This is a genomic window from Streptomyces sp. TM32 (assembly GCF_004122755.1).
Taxonomy (GTDB): Bacteria; Actinomycetota; Actinomycetes; order Streptomycetales; family Streptomycetaceae; genus Streptomyces; species Streptomyces sioyaensis.
On record NZ_SDIG01000146.1, the window covers coordinates 1 to 17,257 of the forward strand.

15 protein-coding genes are annotated in these 17,257 nt (G+C 72.3%); 8 read left to right on the plus strand and 7 right to left on the minus strand.

Annotated elements, in window-relative coordinates; genetic code table 11:
* The first annotated feature begins 252 nt into the window (after nucleotides 1-252).
* Nucleotides 253-1,080, plus strand: a complete 828-nt coding sequence (locus EST92_RS25055; RefSeq protein ID WP_129283058.1) for an isocitrate lyase/phosphoenolpyruvate mutase family protein — start codon at nucleotides 253-255, stop codon at nucleotides 1,078-1,080.
* Between the two features lie 90 nt (nucleotides 1,081-1,170).
* On the opposite strand, the gene EST92_RS25060 is transcribed toward EST92_RS25055, so the two are convergent.
* Entirely contained in the window at nucleotides 1,171-1,455 is a 285-nt protein-coding gene (locus tag EST92_RS25060) for a hypothetical protein (RefSeq protein ID WP_129283059.1), read from the minus strand.
* 349 nt (nucleotides 1,456-1,804) lie between these two features.
* Between EST92_RS25060 and EST92_RS25065 the strand changes: the two genes are divergently transcribed.
* Nucleotides 1,805-2,515, plus strand: coding sequence for a hypothetical protein (locus tag EST92_RS25065; protein WP_129283060.1), 711 nt, complete (start codon nucleotides 1,805-1,807; stop codon nucleotides 2,513-2,515).
* Nucleotides 2,512-3,780 (plus strand): HAMP domain-containing sensor histidine kinase, encoded by a 1,269-nt coding sequence (locus tag EST92_RS25070; RefSeq protein ID WP_129283061.1) that lies wholly within the window; start codon nucleotides 2,512-2,514, stop codon nucleotides 3,778-3,780. The genes EST92_RS25065 and EST92_RS25070 overlap by 4 nt, the downstream gene beginning before the upstream one ends.
* 37 nt (nucleotides 3,781-3,817) lie before the next feature.
* Here EST92_RS25070 and recQ read toward each other — a convergent pair whose 3' ends face one another.
* Entirely contained in the window at nucleotides 3,818-5,851 is a 2,034-nt protein-coding gene (gene recQ / locus EST92_RS25075; RefSeq protein ID WP_174244126.1) for a DNA helicase RecQ, read from the minus strand.
* Nucleotides 5,852-6,272: 421 nt separating this feature from the next.
* Here recQ and EST92_RS25080 point away from each other — a divergent pair, with 421 nt between their 5' ends.
* Nucleotides 6,273-7,121 carry a LysR family transcriptional regulator gene (locus EST92_RS25080; protein WP_275540900.1) on the plus strand — a complete coding sequence of 283 codons (849 nt, stop codon included), beginning with the start codon at nucleotides 6,273-6,275 and terminating at the stop codon, nucleotides 7,119-7,121.
* A gap of 118 nt (nucleotides 7,122-7,239) precedes the next feature.
* Here EST92_RS25080 and EST92_RS25085 read toward each other — a convergent pair whose 3' ends face one another.
* From EST92_RS25085 to EST92_RS25100, 4 genes are read right to left on the minus strand one after another with little or no spacing between them, the layout of a single operon-like run.
* A complete protein-coding gene (locus tag EST92_RS25085; protein ID WP_129283063.1) occupies nucleotides 7,240-8,478 on the minus strand; it encodes an FAD-dependent monooxygenase in 1,239 nt (412 codons plus the stop codon).
* Nucleotides 8,475-8,729: a hypothetical protein gene (locus EST92_RS25090; protein ID WP_129283064.1), complete on the minus strand. Its 255-nt coding sequence runs from the start codon at nucleotides 8,727-8,729 to the stop codon at nucleotides 8,475-8,477. The genes EST92_RS25085 and EST92_RS25090 overlap by 4 nt, the downstream gene beginning before the upstream one ends.
* Nucleotides 8,726-9,370: a VOC family protein gene (locus EST92_RS25095; protein WP_216849127.1), complete on the minus strand. Its 645-nt coding sequence runs from the start codon at nucleotides 9,368-9,370 to the stop codon at nucleotides 8,726-8,728. Before EST92_RS25095 ends, EST92_RS25090 begins: the two co-directional genes overlap by 4 nt.
* 50 nt (nucleotides 9,371-9,420) lie before the next feature.
* On the minus strand, nucleotides 9,421-10,842 hold the full coding sequence (locus EST92_RS25100; protein ID WP_275540898.1) for a DHA2 family efflux MFS transporter permease subunit: 1,422 nt from the start codon (nucleotides 10,840-10,842) through the stop codon (nucleotides 9,421-9,423).
* A gap of 110 nt (nucleotides 10,843-10,952) precedes the next feature.
* Between EST92_RS25100 and EST92_RS25105 the strand changes: the two genes are divergently transcribed.
* Nucleotides 10,953-11,885 (plus strand): LysR family transcriptional regulator, encoded by a 933-nt coding sequence (locus EST92_RS25105; protein WP_275540899.1) that lies wholly within the window; start codon nucleotides 10,953-10,955, stop codon nucleotides 11,883-11,885.
* 17 nt (nucleotides 11,886-11,902) lie between these two features.
* Here EST92_RS25105 and EST92_RS25110 read toward each other — a convergent pair whose 3' ends face one another.
* The gene (locus tag EST92_RS25110) at nucleotides 11,903-13,735 is read right to left on the minus strand and encodes an AMP-binding protein (protein ID WP_129283067.1); all 1,833 of its coding nucleotides are present in this window, start codon (nucleotides 13,733-13,735) and stop codon (nucleotides 11,903-11,905) included.
* Nucleotides 13,736-14,442: 707 nt separating this feature from the next.
* Here EST92_RS25110 and EST92_RS25115 point away from each other — a divergent pair.
* From EST92_RS25115 to EST92_RS25125, 3 genes are all read left to right on the plus strand, one after another.
* Nucleotides 14,443-15,207 carry a hypothetical protein gene (locus EST92_RS25115; RefSeq protein ID WP_129283068.1) on the plus strand — a complete coding sequence of 255 codons (765 nt, stop codon included), beginning with the start codon at nucleotides 14,443-14,445 and terminating at the stop codon, nucleotides 15,205-15,207.
* 56 nt (nucleotides 15,208-15,263) lie between these two features.
* Complete coding sequence (locus EST92_RS25120) at nucleotides 15,264-15,965, plus strand: class I SAM-dependent methyltransferase (protein WP_129283069.1); 702 nt, start codon at nucleotides 15,264-15,266, stop codon at nucleotides 15,963-15,965.
* Nucleotides 15,966-16,041: 76 nt separating this feature from the next.
* Nucleotides 16,042-17,257 (plus strand): 3-deoxy-7-phosphoheptulonate synthase (locus EST92_RS25125; protein WP_254069001.1); only part of this gene is annotated, 1,216 nt, incomplete at its 3' end.

Consider the following 17,257-nt stretch of genomic DNA (forward strand, 5'->3'; position numbering starts at 1 on the left):
GGTCGCCGGTGTGGGTGCGCTGGGCGCGGCGTCCGGTGCATGGGCCGGGCGGATCGGGGGCCCGGGGGCGCCGGTGGGCCCGCGCCGCGGAGGCGGTCCGGGGAAGCCTGTCCGGGAGCGGCGCGGCCGGCGGTGTGAGCGCGGCGCGGTCGGCCTGGCGGGTGCGGCGCTGTACGCCGGAGTGGTCATCACTCCGTTGTCCGCCGCGAGTCTTCGATGCCTACCCGAGGGAGTCCGGCCTACGGTGCCCGTATGAGCACCTCCCCGGAGTACGCCACCTTCCACTTCCATGCGCTGCACCACGCCGATCAGCCGCTGCTGCTGCCCAACGCCTGGGATGTCCCCTCGGCCCTCGCGCTCGCCGGGGCCGGGTATGCGGCGATCGGCACCACGAGCCTGGGCATCGCCGCGGCTCAGGGCTGTCCGGACGGGCACGGCCGCCCGGAGGTCCGGGACGCGACGCTGGCCCTGGCGCGGCGGCTCGCGGGCCGGCTGCCCTGCCCGTACACGGTCGACATCGAAGGGGGGTTCGGCGGTGACATCGGCCAAGTGCGGGATCTGGTGGCCGAGTTGGCGGACGCCGGGGCCGCGGGGCTGAACCTGGAGGACGGGCTGCCCGGCGGCCAGGGGCTGCAGGATCCGGTCCGTCAGGCAGAGTTGATCAGCGCGGTGAAGGAGCGTGCGCCGAGCCTGTTCCTCAATGCCCGGGTCGACACCCACTGGCTGGAGGACGCCCCGCCGCCGCTGTCGGTGACGCTCTCCCGCGCCGAGACCTATCTGGCGGCGGGTGCGGACGGCGTCTTCGTGCCGGGGGTCACCGCCGACGAGGACGTGTCGGTCCTGGCCGCCGAGATCCCCGCCCCGCTGAACATTCTCTTCGCGCCCGGGCGGCACACCGTCAGCCGTCTGGCGGAGCTCGGCGTGCGCCGCATCAGCACCGGCTCGCTGCTCTTCCGTACGGCCCTGGAGGCCACCCTCACGGCGGCGGACGCCATCCGTACGGCCCAGCGCCCGGCGGACGCGGTGGGCGGCGAGGTGATGGGGTACGAGGAGGTGCAGCGCCTGGTGGGGGAGGAGTAGCAGGAGCAGTGCGCGGACGCGCGCTTCGGTGCGGCGGCGGGTCAGGCCTGCTGGGTCAGGGCCTGCCGGCTCAGGGCTGCCGGTCCCGGCTCAGGCCTGTCGGCCCCGGGTTGCGTTGCGCCGACGGTGCACGGCGGTGGCGGCACCGGCCACGCCCAGCGCACCCACACCGGCGACCAGCCCCGCCTTGGGCAGGTGGCCGGCCTTCTCGGCCAGTCCGGCCAGCCCGTTGTCGGGCAGCATGATCGATGTCCGGCTCTCCGTGGGCGCGGTGGAGTCGGCGGCGAAGGCGGCGCCCGCGGGAAGCAGCAGGGCGGCCAGCGCGCCGGTCGCGACGGCGGCGGTACGGATCACGGAGCGGTGCTGGGCCCGCATGGCTACTCCTCGTATGGGCGGCTCGGGCCGTCCTAGCGGCAGGTACAGGAGGCACGTTACGGAGCGTCCTTAACGGCAATCCGTACGTTGTGTAACAGTCGTCGGGATCTCTGGGATCGGTCCTGTGACGGCATCGCCCACATGGCCCAGTCGACGGCCGTAAAAGCCCTGAGGAACCACGTAATGGTCGAGCTGGAGGTTCCGACCTTTGCTGTCTTGGATAGCGTGATCTAGAGCTACGTCCGCATATCCGATGAATTGCCGAATTGCTCGTGCGGCGATCGGCCGGGCAACTGCCCTGTGCGGCAGGGCGGCGAAGCGGCGAGACGGCAGAGGCGGTGGCGAGGAGATGCGACGGCGGCGACCACGCACGGCAGCGTTCCCGCGCTCCGGCACCGCCCCGATCCCGCGTTCCGACACTGTCCGGCCCCCGCGCTCCGGCACCGTCCGGACCTCGCTCGCCGCCCTCGCCCTCGCCGCACTCGTCCTCCTCACCGGATGTACGAACCTGGAGGGCCTGCAGGACGAGGGGCGTGCCAGGGACGTGGACGCGCCGCTGGTGCTGTGGCCCGGCTCGTCGCCCGCCCCGCCGAGCCGGAACGAGAACCCGGCGGTGCTGGTGCCCGTGCCGGGCGTCCCGCGGATCCCCGGCGGCAGCATGGCCGACGCGAACCCGCTCGCCGTCCTCGATGCGGACGTCGCCGCGCAGGGCGGGACCCCGCCCGCGCCGCGGGCCGTACGCCGTCCCGTGCTGCACGACCTCACGGACGACGGGAAGCCGGATCTGCTGATGGCCGTCGACCTCGGCCCCCGCACCAGCGAACTGCGGGTCTACAGCGTTCAGAACACGGTGGTGACCCGGGTGCTCGTGCTGCGCGGGGTACTGGCCGGGGTCGAGCTGGCGGCGGGTCATCTCGCCATCCGCGAGCCCACGAAGGACCCGCGCTATGTCAGCGTCACCGACTACGTCTGGGACGGCCGGGCGATGGACCTGTGGAACCTCACCCTCGACGACGCCCGTACCCCGCAGACCCCGCGGGCGGTCGGCGGCAGCCCGTGAGGCCGCCGGCGGTCTCCCTCCGCTGGCAGATCGCGCTGACCGTGATGGCGGTGAGCTGCGCGGTCGCCGCGGTCCTCGGCGTCCTCGTCCACAATGCGGTGGCCCGTCAGACCGTCGGCCAGGTCCGCAAGGAGGCCCGCGTGAACCTGGACACCGCCCTGGACCTGTTCGAGTACGGCACCTCCCGCGAGGGCCTCAACTCCCTCCTCGACCCGCCCGAACTCCCCGCGGATCTACGCCGGTTGGCGCGCTCCGGCCAGCGCGGCACCATGGTCGGGACCTACCACGGACGCTCCGTCATGTGGGCCGCGGCGCCGGCCGACGGCCAGGTCATGGCCGCCTGGCGGCCGTACGGCAGTGTCCACCGCTCCCTGGACCACTTCGACACCGCCATCCTCGGCTCGGCCGTGCTCGCCGCCGCGACCGTCGCCCTCGCCGGACTGTTCCTGGCGCACCGCATCAGCCGCCGGCTGGCCACCACCGCGGCGGTCGCCCGCCGTATCACCGCCGGAGATCTGGATGCCCGGGTCGGCGACGGTGCGGGTCTGCCGGGTGGTGGCGCGGCGGGGCAGGACGAGGTGGCGGCGGTGGCCGCGGCGCTGGACTCGGTGGCCGGCTCGCTGCAGAGCCGCCTCCAGGCCGAACAGCGCTTCACCGCCGATGTCGCACATGAGCTCCGTACGCCGCTGACCGGCATCCTCGCCTCGGCCGAGCTGCTTCCGGAGGGCCGCCCCAAGGAGATGATCAACGACCGGCTGCGGGCGCTGCGCCGGCTCACCGAGGATCTGCTGGAGATCTCCCGGCTCGACTCCGGCACCGAGCGCGCCGATCTCGCCGCGCACGACCTCGGGGAGCTGGTCCGGCGCTGCGTCGCCGCCACCGGCCTCGACACCGAGGTACGGATCACCGCCGACGCGGTCGTCGAGACCGACCGGCGCCGCCTCGACCGCATCCTCACCAACCTCGTCACCAATGCGCACCGGCACGGGCGGGCCCCGGTCGTCGTCACCGTCGACGCCGCGGCCGCCCGGCGGCCGACCATCGAGGTGCGCGACCACGGCCCCGGCTATCCGGCCGACCTGCTGCACCACGGCCCGCAGCGCTTCAGCACCGACGCCCCCGGCCGCGGCAAGGGCCATGGGCTGGGCCTGACCATCGCCGTCGGCCAGTCCGCGGTCCTGGGCATCGACGTCCGCTTCACCAACGCCCCCGACGGCGGCGCCCGCACCCTCCTACGCCTGCCTCAGGGGGCGGTCGTCGGATGAGGCGGCGGTATGCGGGCGCCACCGCCGCTGGTCGTCCTCACCAGTCGATGTCGTCGGGCGGCTCCGGGAGTGCCTCGTCCTCGGGCTCCGGTGCCATGGGACCGTCGTCGAACGCGGTGCCCGGGGCGGCCGCGGCGGGCCGGGCGGTCCCGGACGCCATGGCGGGGGCCGCGGGGTCGCTCTCCGTCCCCTCCTGGGTATCCCGTCCCGCCAGCACGTCCAGGATCTGCGTGCCGTACTTGGCGAGTTTGTTCTCGCCGACTCCGTTGACCGTGCCCAGCTCGGCCGTCGTCGAGGGCCGGAGGGTGGCGATCTCCCGCAGCGTCGCGTCATGGAAGATCACGTATGCGGGGACGCCCTGCTCCTTGGCCGTTCGGCCACGCCAGCCGCGCAGTGCCTCGAAGGCCGGCTGCGCTTCCGCCGGCAGATCGGCCGGCGCCGCGCGCTTGCCCTTCGACTTCGCCCTGGCCACCCGCGTCGGCTTCTCCGGTTCCCGCCGCATCGGCACCTCGCGCCGGCCGCCCAGCACCTCGCCGCTCGCCTCCGTGAGCACCAGCGTGCCGTAATCACCCTCGACGGCGAGCAGTCCCTGGGCCAGCAACTGCCGTACGACGCCCCGCCATTCGGCTTCCTTGAGGTCGTCGCCCACGCCGAAGACGCTCAGGCCGTCGTGGTCGAACTGAATGACCTTGGCGGTCTTCTTCCCCAGCAGAATGTCGATGATCTGGCCCGCGCCGAACTTCTGCCCGCGCTCCCGCTTCAGCCGGACGACCGTGGACAGCAGCTTCTGCGCGGAGACCGTGCCGTCCCAGGTCTGCGGCGGGGCCAGGCACGTATCGCAGTTGCCGCAGGCGGCGCTCTGCTGCCCGAAGTACGCCAGCAGTCGTACCCGCCGGCACTCCACCGTCTCGCACAGCGCCAGCATCGAGTCGAGATGGGCCGACAGCCGCCGCCGGTGCGCCTCGTCCCCCTCGGACCCGTCGATCATCTTCCGCTGTTGCACCACGTCCTGCAGCCCGTACGCCAGCCAGGCCGTCGACGGCGCTCCGTCCCGCCCGGCGCGCCCGGTCTCCTGGTAGTAGCCCTCCACCGACTTCGGCAGGTCCAGATGCGCCACGAACCGTACGTCCGGCTTGTCGATGCCCATCCCGAACGCGATCGTGGCGACCACGACCAGCCCGTCCTCGCGCAGGAAGCGGGACTGGTGCGCGGCGCGGGTCCGGGCATCGAGCCCCGCGTGATACGGCACCGCGGCGATGCCGTTGTCCACCAGGAACTGCGCGGTCTTCTCCACCGAGGCCCGCGACAGGCAGTAGACGATGCCCGCGTCCCCCGCATGCTCGCTCCGCAGCAGCTCCAGCAGCTGCTTCTTGGGCTCGCTCTTCGTCGCGATCCGGTACTGGATGTTCGGCCGGTCGAAGCTCGCCACGAAATGGCGGGCCTGCGCCATCTGCAGCCGTGAGGTGATCTCCGCGTGGGTGGCCTCGGTCGCGGTGGCGGTCAGCGCGATCCGCGGTACATCGGGCCAGCGCTCGTGCAGCATCGACAGCGCCAGGTAGTCCGGCCGGAAGTCGTGGCCCCACTGGGCGACGCAGTGTGCCTCGTCGATGGCGAAGAGCGAGATCTTGCCCCGGTCCAGGAGGTTGAGCGTCTGCTCGACCCGCAGCCGCTCGGGCGCCAGATACAGCAGGTCCAGCTCCCCGGCCAGGAACTCCGCCTCGACGAGCCGACGCTCCTCCAGATCCTGGGTCGAGTTGAGGAACCCGGCCCGCACGCCGAGCGCGCGCAGGGCGTCGACCTGGTCCTGCATCAAGGCGATCAGCGGTGAGATCACCACTCCCACACCGCTCCTGACCAGCGAGGGGATCTGGTAACACAGCGATTTGCCGCCACCGGTCGGCATCAGGACGACCGCGTCCCCGCCCCCTATGACGTGCTCGATGATCTCCTGCTGACTGCCGCGGAACGCCTCATAGCCGAACACACGGCGCAGCACCTGCACCGCCTCGCTTGCCTCCGAAGCGCCTTCCACATCCATGTCCACGACCACTTCCACGTCCGCCTGAGCCATTCCGAAAGCCTACGAGCTTCGCGGGGGTCGCCGGCGACCCTGTGGACAACTCGGCTCTCCTGGCCCGCGCCGCCTCGTCCCGCGCCGGCCGCCGGGCTCCCGGAATCACCGGGTCGGTATGGGAATGGTCAAGTCCGGCGAACAAAAGGGGCATTACGGCCGTGTGTTCATGTCACCCTTCCTTCCGTATCCGACCGATCGTGCAAATGCGTGTAAGTATTGATCCGCTCAACCGACCGGAGTGAAGGCTTCGGCATCCGGAGTTGATCTTTCCGGGTGTCTCGCCGGAGGTCCGTCGACACCCCGCACCATCACGCGCACCCCCAACGCTCCCATTCCCCCCACACCCGCAGCCCCTTCCACAGTCACGACTACCGGGACCAGGTGTGAGACAGTGTTGATTTTGCAGCGTGATATCGAAGTGAAACTCCTGCGCACTTTCATTGCCGTGGTCGACGAGAATGGATTTGCCCGCGCCGCGCAGGCACTTCACGTGACGCAGCCGACCGTGAGTCAGCAGATCAAGCGCCTGGAGACGATTATCCAGGCGCCGCTGTTCCAGCGCACCAAGCGTCCCTTGCAGCTCACCCCCGCAGGTCGCGAGGTAATGGCGCACGCCCGCCGCGTCATCCTGCTCAACAATGAGGTACTCAGCAAGATATCGGCGTTCAGCAGCCAGGAATTATTCAGCATGGGCTGCTCGGTCCATTTCGCCGACGGGCTGCGGACCATGCTCGCCCAACTCGCGGTGGAGCGGCCACGGCTCCGCTGTGCCATGGCGACCGGCCTCAGCGCCGTGCTCGCCGACAAGCTCGCCCAGGGCGAACTGGAGGCGGCGATTCTCCTGGGGACACGGACTCCGCGCAGCGAGATCCTGGGGCGGCTGCGCCTGGCCTGGTTCGGACAGGCACTGCCCGCTCCCGGGGAGCGGCTGCCGGTGGCGCTGGTCAGCGAGCGCTCGGCCTTGAGCGACCGGATCATCGAGACGCTCGCCGAGCGCGACGTCGCCTGGCACTCCGTCCCGCGGTGCTCCGACCCGCTGGCGGTCCGGGCCTCCATCCAGGCGGGACTGGCATATACGGCGCTGCCCGCCAACGCCCACCACAACCACCCCTCGCTGCGCCCCGCGCCGCTCGGCGCCCTCGGCCCCGCACCGGAGCCGCTGCCCGTCTATCTGGCCTTCTCGCCCTCGGTGCGCGAACCGGTCGTCGACGCGGCGCGCGCGGCGGCCCGCGCGATGCTCAAGGACGTACCGCTGTCGCCTCCTTGATCGCCGCACCGGCCGACCGCTACGCCGGTCCGCGACGCCCGGCCCAGCCGGGGGTCGCAGGTGAGCCCGATCGGCCCGGGGCCTCGGCCTGGTCGGCCCACCAGCCCCGTCAGCCCCCTCAGTACGAGCTCCGGGCCGCCCTCGGTGCCGCCAGTTTCGGGCCGTACGGCGCGGAGTCCAGCCAGGCTCCCGCCTTGCGACCGGTGCTGGCCACGGCCGCGGCGGCCCGCCGGCGCAGCCAGACCGACGGGCGGTGGGCCAGCATGTGCTCCAAGGCGGCGCCCGCGCAGGCGCGGTTGTACGTGGCGGCCTCCTTCCGCTCGTCGGCGAACCGGACGATCTCGGCCTCGGCAGCCCCGGACGTACCGGCCGACAGCGCCGCCTGCGCGGCCCGCACCGCCCTGATCGCGTCCGGGATGCTGGAGTTCATGCCCCGGGCGCCGAAGGGGGCGAACAGGTGCGAGGCCTCACCGGTGAGCAGCACCCTGTGGTGGGCGTCGGCGAATTCGGCGGCCACCTGCTGGGCGAACCGGTAGGTCGACACCCAGCGCACCCGCTCGCCGTACGAGGCGGGCAGCACCCGGGGGATCCAGCGGCGCAGCCCCTCCGGTGAGGTGAACCGGTCCGGGTCGTCGTGCACAAGCAGGTTGAGGTCGACCCGCCAGCCGCCCGCGAACGGGACCAGGAGGACGTTGCGGCCGCCGACCCGCGGGTGCTTGTAGTGGAAGACCCGTTCCAGGAGCAGCGGGTGGGCGGGGTCGTCGTCGAGGTCCACCACTACGAAGGTGTTGCGGGAGCGCGGCCCTTCCAGGGAGATGCCGGCGGCGGACCGCAGCACCGACCGCGACCCGTCCGCCGCGATCACGTAATCCGCCGTCCACTCGCCGCCCGCGGAGTCCACGAGCCGTACCCCCTCCGGGGTGCTCTCGGCGGTCCGCACCTCCACTCCCCAGTGGAACTCCACCCCGGCCTCCCGGCAGGCGGCGGCCATCAGGTCCTCGGTGTGCACCTGCGGAAGGCTGGTGAACGGCGGCAGCCCGTCGCGGCCGGCCGGCGGGTAGGTCCGGGTGTAGATCTCCTCGCCCGCCCAGTACGACCTCTTGGTGGCCCACATCAGACCCCGGCCGGCGATCTCGTGCCCGAGGCCGGGGCTGAGCCGCTCCAGTGCGCGCAGCGACGTGCCGTGCAGATAGGCGGCGCGGCTGCCCGGACGGACCGCGTCCCGGGTGCGCTTCTCCAGGACCACCGCGGGCAGGCCGGCCGCGCGCAGGGCCAGCGCGGCGCTCAGCCCGGCCGGACCGGCGCCGACGACGAGCACGGGACGGCGGGAAGCCGGGCCGGCTGTGGTTGCGCTCATGCGTCCTCCCTCGCGAGGTGCAGCGTGTCCGGGGTGAAGGAGACGATGCGGCCCACGAGGCCGCCGGTCAGTGCGGCGTGCCAGACCGCGGTGCGCATCCCGGTCACCTCCCGGCGCAGCACCACCTCGTGCGCCGTGGTGGTCAGCTCCAGGTAGTCGCCGGCCGCGCGGACATCCATCCCGGCGGCCTCGGCGGACCGCACGACGGGGGCGAACTCCGGCACGGCGAGCACATACAGGGCGAGCGTCACGACCCTGCCACCTCCGTGTCGTTCCGTATCAGCGCGGCCTTCCGTACCGGCTCCGCCTTCCGCACCAGCTCCGCCTTCCGCTGCCACAGCGCCTGAGCGGACGGACGGGGCGACGCGGCGACGTCGGCGAGCGCGCGGAGCGTCAACTCCGCGTCCCGGGCGTCGGCCCCCGACATCGCCCGCAGCGGCCTGGTGATCTCCAGCTGGATGCCGTTGGGGTCGTCGAAGTAGATCGACTCGATCAGCTCGTGCGGCAGCGGCGGGGTGACCCGTACCCCGTGCGCCTTCAGCCGGTCCCGCCAGGCCAGGAGCTCCTCCTCGGTGTCCACATGGAAGGCGACGTGCCGGGAGCGGTGCATGAGGTCGCTCGGCGGCTCCTCCTCCGGCAGGCCGAAGTAGTAGAAGAACGCGATCCGGTTCCCCTTGCCCATGTCGAAGAAGAAGTGCACGAAGTCCGGATGGTCCTCGGTGACCCAGCCGGTCGCGGTGATCGCGTGCACGAGCGGCATGCCCAGCACCTGGGTGTAGAACTCCCAGGTCGCGCGCGGCTGCCAGGTGACGAAGGCCAAGTGGTCGACCCCGTCCACACGCGGGCCGGGCGGGCCGGCCAGCGGGCGGGCGGACGGTGAGGTGAGGGTCAATGCTCCTCCTAAGGGCAGGGCGGCACCGGGGCCGCGCCGTCGGGAAGGGGTCAGCGAGCCGTGGCGGGAGACCGGCCGCGCAGCCCCGTGCCGGCGATGAGCGCACCCGCGAGCAGGCTCAGACCGCCGACGACCAGTGCCCAGCGGGTGCCGGTCGCGTGGGACGAGGACAGGTTGAGGATCACGCCGAGGACGGCGACCCCGAGTGAGGCGCCCACCTGGCGGGCGGAGTTGAGCGCTCCGGCCCCGATGCCGGCCAGCTCGGCCGGTACGGAGCCGGCGACCCCGGCGACCAGGGCGGGCAGGGCGAACGAGACACCGAATCCGAAGGCCAGCAGGCCCACCACGGTGGCGACGAGCGCCCCGGCGGAGTTCCCGGTGAACGGTGCCTGGATCAGCGCTCCGGTGCCCATGAGGACGAAGCCGAGCGTCGCCGGGCGCCGCGGCCCGATCCGGCCGACCAGCCGCCCGGTGTAGATCGGGTTGAAGGCGGTGGGCAGGGTCAGCGGCAGGAAGGCGAGGCCCGCGGCGAACGACGAGTATCCGCGGCCTTCCTGGAAGAACAGCGACAGCGCGAACAGCAGCCCGGACAGCCCGAAGTTGGCGAGCAGGCCGGCCACCAGCGCGGCCGAGAAGCTGCGGCTGCGGAACATCCGCAGCGGCAGCATCGCCGCGTCGCCGGAGCGCAGTTCGGCGACGAGGAAGACCGCCGCCGCGACCACCGCCAGCGCGAAGCCGCCGAGTACCCCGGCGCCCGTCCAGCCCTTGTCCGGGCCCTCGATCAGCGCGTACACCAGCGCGGCCAGTGCGACGACGGCGCTGAGCTGCCCGGTCAGGTCCAGGCCGCTGCGCTGCTTGCGCGCGGTCTCGGGGGCCAGCCGTGCGGTGATGCCCAGACTGACCAGCGCCAGCGGCACGTTGATCAGGAAGATGGCGCGCCAGCCGACCGTGTCGGTGAGCACCCCGCCCACCAGCGGACCGGCGGCGAGCGCCGCACCCGTGATCGCCGCCCAGGCTCCCACCGCGCGGGCGCGCTCGGCAGGGTCGGTGTACGCGTGGACGATCAGGGCCAGTGAGGACGGCAGCAGCAGCGCGCCCGCGACGCCCAGGGCCAGCCGCAGGACGACCAGCATGCCGAGCGTCGTGGCGACGGCCGAGACACCGGACAGCACCCCGAACGCCACCAGACCCCAGAGGAAGACCCGGCGGCCGCCGAAGCGGTCGGACAGCCAGCCCGCGGTGAGCAGCAGGGCGGCGAAGGTGATGGTGTACCCGTTGGTGACCCACTGGAGCCCGCTCAGGCCGATGTGCAGGTCACCGGCGATCGCGGGCAGCGCCACCGAGACGATCGTCATGTCGAGCAGCACCATGAAGTAACCGAGGGAAAGCCCGATCAATAAGGTGCGCGAGGGCTTACCGGTTCTCTTTGGTGCGCCAACGGAATCCCGTTCCCGTTCCGCCTGCGTCGTCATAGGATTTCTGCTCCCTTTCGGAATCTTTCCATTCGCCGCCCCCGCAGTTGAGGGCGGCACAATCCATTCAACCGGAACCAGAAGGGGAATTGCGGGTGGTGACGACGGGGATGCCCTATGGGTACGATCGGCCCAGCCGATGGGTCAGCCAGGGGGGCGGTAAAGTCGTGGAGCTTCGGCATCTTCGGACATTCGAAACGGTGGCCAGGACGCTCAGCGTCACCCAAGCGGCCAAGGAGCTGCACTACGCACAGTCCAGCGTCAGCGATCAAATTCAGGCGCTGGAGCGCGATCTGGGTGTCGAGCTGCTCGACCGGTCGCAGCGCCGGGTGCGGCTGACGCCGCAGGGCGTGGCGCTGTCGGAGTACACGGACAAGATTCTCAAGCTGTTGGAGGAGGCGCGCTGGGCGGTCGCCCGGCCCGGCGCGGAACTCGCCTTCGGCGCACTGGAAACCGTCTGCCAGCACCTGTTGCCGGGGGTGCTCTCGCACTACCGCTCGCTGCATCCGCACGCGCGGGTGCGGGTCGCGCAGGACAACCGCGGCGAGCTCTACAAGGCGGTGCGCCGCGGTGACTTGGACCTGTGCCTGACCTTCGGCGCCCCGCCGGCCGACGCGAGCCTGCGCGCCGAAACGCTGGCCGAGGAGCCGCTGGCCGTCATCGTGCCGCCGGGGCACCATCTCGCCGAGCGCGGTGAGGCCGGTCTGGAGGAGCTCGCCAGGGAACCCTTCCTGGCCACCGAGCGGGGATGCGGCTTCCGGGAGATGTTCGACAGCGCCTTCGGGGCGGTGGCCGCGAAGGAGCCGGTCGCGGAGGTGTCCAGCATCGGCACCCTCGGCGCGTGCGTGGCGGCCGGGATGGGCTGCGCGCTGCTGCCGCTGGTGGCGGTGCGCGATCAGGCGAGCCGCGGCGAAGTCGCCGTCGTGAAGGCCGGAGACACCACACTGCACACGACGGTGACCATGACCTGGCTGGACCGCAACTCCGCGAACCCGAACCTCCTCGCCTTCCAGGCGGTGCTGCGTCAGCAACTCGGTGGCTGACAGGGGTGGTTCACCGTTCATCGCTCACCGGTCCGCTTCGTCGCGTGCCGGTCCGCCGCTTCGTGAACCGGTCCCGCCTCTTCGCGTGCCGGCGCGGGCCGGGACGCGGGACCGGGCTGCGCCGCGGGCGCCGACGGCCTCGGCGGGTCGAGGGGCGGCAGCGGGATCGCCTTCAGCCGGCTGCGGGCGATCTTGCCGGTGACCGTGGTCGGCAGCCGGTCCACGACGACCAGCTCCTCGGGCAGCTTGTACGTGGCCAGCCCCTTGCGGGACAGATGCCCGGTCACCTCGTCCAGCGTCAGGCCGGCGCCGTCGCGGAGCGCGGCCAGCAGACACGCGCGCTGGCCCAGGCGCGGATCGGGCCGCGCCACGACGGCGTGCTGCGCCAACTGCGGCAGATCGTCCAGCAGTTGCTCCACTTCGAGGGCGCTGAACTTCAGCCCGCCGCGGTTGATGAGCGCGTCGGCACGCCCCCGGTAGCTGACCGAGCCGTCCGGGGCGAGCGCGGCCAGGTCACCGGTGCGCAGCCAGCCGTCGGCGGTGAGCGCGGCCCGGGTCAGCTCCGGCGCGCCGTGATAGCCGCGGAACATATAGGGGCTGCGGTACTGGAGTTCCCCGGTCTCGCCCGGCCCGGCGCGGTGGCCCTCGGGGCCCACCACCCGCACCCTTCCGCCGGACACCGGCCGTCCGACGGTGGACGCCGCCTCGGGCGGGTCGCCGGGGCGGGTGAAGGTGCCCGCGCCGATCTCCGTCATCCCCCACTGCACGACGAGCCGCGCGCCCAGCGTCCGCCGCACGTCCTCGGCCAGCTCGCGGGGCACCGGAGCGCCGCCGGTGCGTACCTCCCGCAGGACGACGGGCGGACCGCCGGCCTCCGGATCGTCCGCCAACAGGGCGACCACATCGCGTAGCTGGGCCGGAACCAGGAACGCCGTGGTGGCCGAGGCGCCGCGCAGGGCGACGAGGAACCGCCGCGCCTCCCACCCGTCGAACAGCCCGACCCGGCCGCCGACGACCAGGGCCAGATGGACCGAGAGCAGCCCGAAGGCATGGCTGAGCGGGCTCGCGGAGACGATCGTGTCCGCGGGGCCCAGCCCACCGTCCGCCGAGACGGCGGCCGCGTTGCCCAGCAGGCCACCGTGGCTGTGCACACACAGTTTCGGGCGCTGGGAGGTGGTCCCGGAGGAGGCGAGCAGCATCAGGGGTGCGCCCGGGTCCCGCGGCGGCTCCGGCAGCTCCCCGGCCGGTCCCGGCGCCTCGTCCAGCAACTCCGCGGCGTTCGGCAGCGGCTCGGCGCCCGCCGCGCGTGCCGCATCGGCGCCCGCGCCCGCACCGGTCCCCGACGTCCCGCCGCCCACGACCCATACCTGCCGCAGGGACGTGCACCGATCGCGCACGGCGCGGATCTCCCCGACGCGGTCCCGGCCACGGTAGGAACCCTGCGCCACCAGCGCGACCGCCCCGGCCTGGGTGACCAGCGACTGCACCTCGTGGGCACCGTAAGCGCAGTGCAGCGGCAGCAGCAGCACGCCGAGCCGGGCGGTGGCCGCATGCAGCACCACCAGCTCCCAGGAATTCGGGAGCTGTGCCGCCAGTACGTCACCGGACCGCAATCCCCGCCGGAGCAGCGCGCCGGCGGTCCGTTCGGCCTGGAGCAGAAGGTCGTGCCAGGTCCGCCGGCGGGTGCCGTCCCCTACGGCGGGATCCGTACGGAGGGCCGCGGCACGCTCAAGGGCTTCGGTGAACGTGAACGGGGACGGGGACGTGAACGGGGGCGCGGACGGCGGCGCAACCGGGGCCGTGGCCTGGGCCGGAGACGAGGTCGGGTCCGTGCCCGGGGCCACGGCCATGGAAGTGGAAATGCACGTCAAAGAATCCGGTGTTGATTCCGTGGGGAGAGCGTTCACGAAGAATCCTCCGTTCCGGGCAGAACCCACAGGTATTCCTTGCCTTTCCTTGCCGGATGGATTCTGGGCGGACGTCGAGCGAGACGTCCAGAGGAAACCGATAAGAACTCCTGATCCGGTGCACCGGACCGGCCGCTATAACGAAATCCCTGCCCCTTGATCACCTGGGCGGTGAAACGCGACCGAAGATAGGTGGCGACGGCCGCTGTTGATTGATTTTTCCGCCGTCGTTCGGTCGCGCCGATGGATGCCACCCGCACGTACAGGGCCCGGCCGGGTGCCGCTGCACGGCCGGCGCCCCAGGGGCGTGCCGCCACGCCGGGAGTCCATAAGGAAACTCAATAGCGAAGCCCCGACCTCCGGTTGAAAGTGTTGCCGCGAAAGGTTCCGGCAGGAGTATTCGGTAACTCCGATGAAAGTCATCGAGAAGGCCGAACCCGCGACGTTTTCCCTGGTCAAACGCCATGTCAACCGAAATTCAGCCAGGCGGCCCCCGCCAAGTGGCCGCGCCCGGCCACCTCAGGGCTTGCCGGGCGCCGGAAAAGCACCACAGAATTCCGACGGCCCCGATACAGGAGGTATCGATGTCCGTAGTCCGCGCTTCTCGCGCAACACATGAAAGAGTGCGCTCCGTCGGTGAATTACCGTCCGTGGACAGTGAATTGTCGGTGGGCAGCGCATTCTCCGGCACCGATCTGCGGCGGCTCGACGACGCGATCCACGACGCCCGCCGCGCTTCGACGGCCGCGGTGTCGTCGCTTCTCGAACCGGCCGTGGCGGAGGGCGAGGCCACGTCCCTGACCGAGCAGAACTGCGTGTTCGACCACTGCGCCGTACTGCTGTTTCCGCTGACCCTCACCGCGGGGCTGCGTCATCTGGAACAGCGCGGCCTGGCACCACTCCCCAGCGTGCCCAGCACGGTGGTGCGCCGCAGGCTGAGCGAACGCCACGGTCTCGATCCGGCACGCTGCGACGTCCACCTCACGCGGCTCCGGCTGGAATTGCCGGACGGACGGCGCCATCCGGCGGTCGAGGTGTTCCTCTTCCCCCGCGACAGCAGCACGTTCGACCGGTCGATCGCCGCCTCCGAAGTCGCGCACGGCTTTGAGGACCACACCGCGTTCGTGGTGGACCGGCCGGGCCCGCCGCTGCTGGCACGCCTCGTCACGGCCTGGCGTTCCGAGGCCGGCCTGCTGTGGGAGGGCGGCGGACACAACCCCCACGAGGGCGGCCCCGACGGCTCGACCGTCCTGTACTTCGTCCGGGAGCACGGGCAGCCGTCCCGGCGCCGCCGCTTCGAGCTGCACTGCGCCGGCGACCTCCGGTCCTTCCTCGACCGGGCCCCCGTGGACACCGAGGCCGTACGCCACGCCTACCGCGCATGGCGGCGCCCCGGCCGAGACCTGCCCGCCTGAGACCTGCGCCCGCCGAGGCGCGCACGCCGTCCAGCCGCTACCCACCGGGAGAACCCATGCTGCGGAACGACACGCTGACCCCCAGGAACCTGACGCTCACCCCCGAGCTGCACGGCTATCTCCTCGACCAGGGCAGGATGACGCCCGACCCGCTCCTGGCCGAGGTGATCGAGCGCACCAGTGCCGCGATCCCCGACCAGGCACACATGGTGGTCGCGCCCGAGGAGGGCGCCCTGCTGACCTTTCTGGTGCGCCTCCTGGGCGCCCGCCGCATCGTCGAGGTCGGGACCTTCACCGGCTACTCCTCGCTCTGCCTGGCCCGCGGCCTGCCCGCCGACGGCTCGCTGATCACCTGTGACGTCTCCGCCGAATGGACCGCTCTCGCCCAGGACTTCTGGGCCCGCGACGGGGTCGGCGACCGCATCGAGCTACGGCTCGGCCCCGCCCTGGACACCCTCCGCGCGCTGCCCGCCGAGCCGCACCTGGACCTGGCGTTCATCGACGCCGACAAGCCCGGCTACCTCGGTTACTGGGAGGAACTGGTGCCACGGCTGCGCCCCGGCGCGCTGCTCCTCGTCGACAACACCCTCTTCAGCGGCGAGGTGATCGCGGAACAGCCCGGCGAAAAGGCCGCGGCCATCCGCGAGTTCAACGCGCACGCCCGCCGCGACCCACGCGTCGAGCTGGTCATGCTGCCGATCGCGGACGGCCTGACACTGGCCCGCCGCCTGCCGGCCGGGGAGTCACCGGTCCGATGAAGCGAGCCAGCACGCACCGCACTCCCGGCCCCCGTTGCCCCGCCCGCCGTCAGCACCGCACTGAAGGAGGACACATATGACCCGGGTGCCCCTCTCACCCGGCGCCGCACAGCCCGCGCTCCTCCCCGCCGAAGGGGCCTTCGTGGAACGCGGCGAGCCCGGCCCCTGGGACATCGGCTCGGCCGAACAACAGCCCGACTGGCCCGATCCCGTCCAGGCCGCGGCCGTCGGCGCCGAACTGGCCCGGCTGCCCGGCCTGGTCACCTGGGAGGAGGTCCGGCTGCTGCGGACCCTGCTCGCCGGGGCCGCGGCCGGTCACTACCAGGTGATCCAGGCGGGCGACTGTGCCGAGGACCCGGCCGAGTGCGCACCGCCGGCGGTCCGGCGCAAGGCGGGACTGCTCGACGCCCTCGCCGGGGTGATGGCGGCCGGCACCGGCAAGCCGGTGGTGCGCATCGGACGTATCGCCGGCCAGTTCGCCAAACCACGCAGCGCCACGACCGAAACCGTCGCCGGTCTGACCCTGCCGGTCTACCGCGGCCATCTGGTCAACGCCCCCGAACCCACCCCACCGGCGCGCCAGGCCGACCCGCAGCGGATGCTGGACTGCTACCACGCCGCGGCCCGGGCGCTCACCTGCCTACGGCAGCGCACCAGCGCCGGGACGCCGTCCACCGCCGCGCCGGTGTGGACCAGCCACGAGGCACTCGTCTTCGCTTACGAGCTGCCGCTGCTGCGCCGCACCCCGACCGGCCGGACCCTGCTGGCCTCCACCCACCTTCCCTGGATCGGCGAGCGGACCCGGCAGCCGGACGGCCCGCACGCCAGGATGCTGGCGCACGTGGCCAACCCCGTCGCCTGCAAGGTCGGCCCGACCACCCGGCCGGACGAACTGCTCGCCCTGTGCTCCCGCCTCGACCCGGGGCGCGAGCCCGGCCGGCTGACGCTCATCGCCCGCATGGGCGCCCGGACGGCCGCCGCCGCGCTCCCGCCCCTGGTCTCCGCCGTGCACCGCGCCGGCCACCCCGTCGTGTGGCTGTGCGACCCGATGCACGGCAACACCGTCAAGTCACCGACCGGCGCGAAGGTCCGGTCGGTCCGCTCACTCCGCACCGAGGTCCGAGCCTTCCTGACGGCCGTCACCGAAGCCGGCGGCGCCCCCGCCGGCCTCCACCTCGAAACCACCCCGTACGACGTAACGGAATGCGTCTGGGACGACTCAACGGAACTCGACTCCCCGGCACTCGACTTCGCCGACCACGAGCCCGCCGCACCCCACACCCCCACCAACG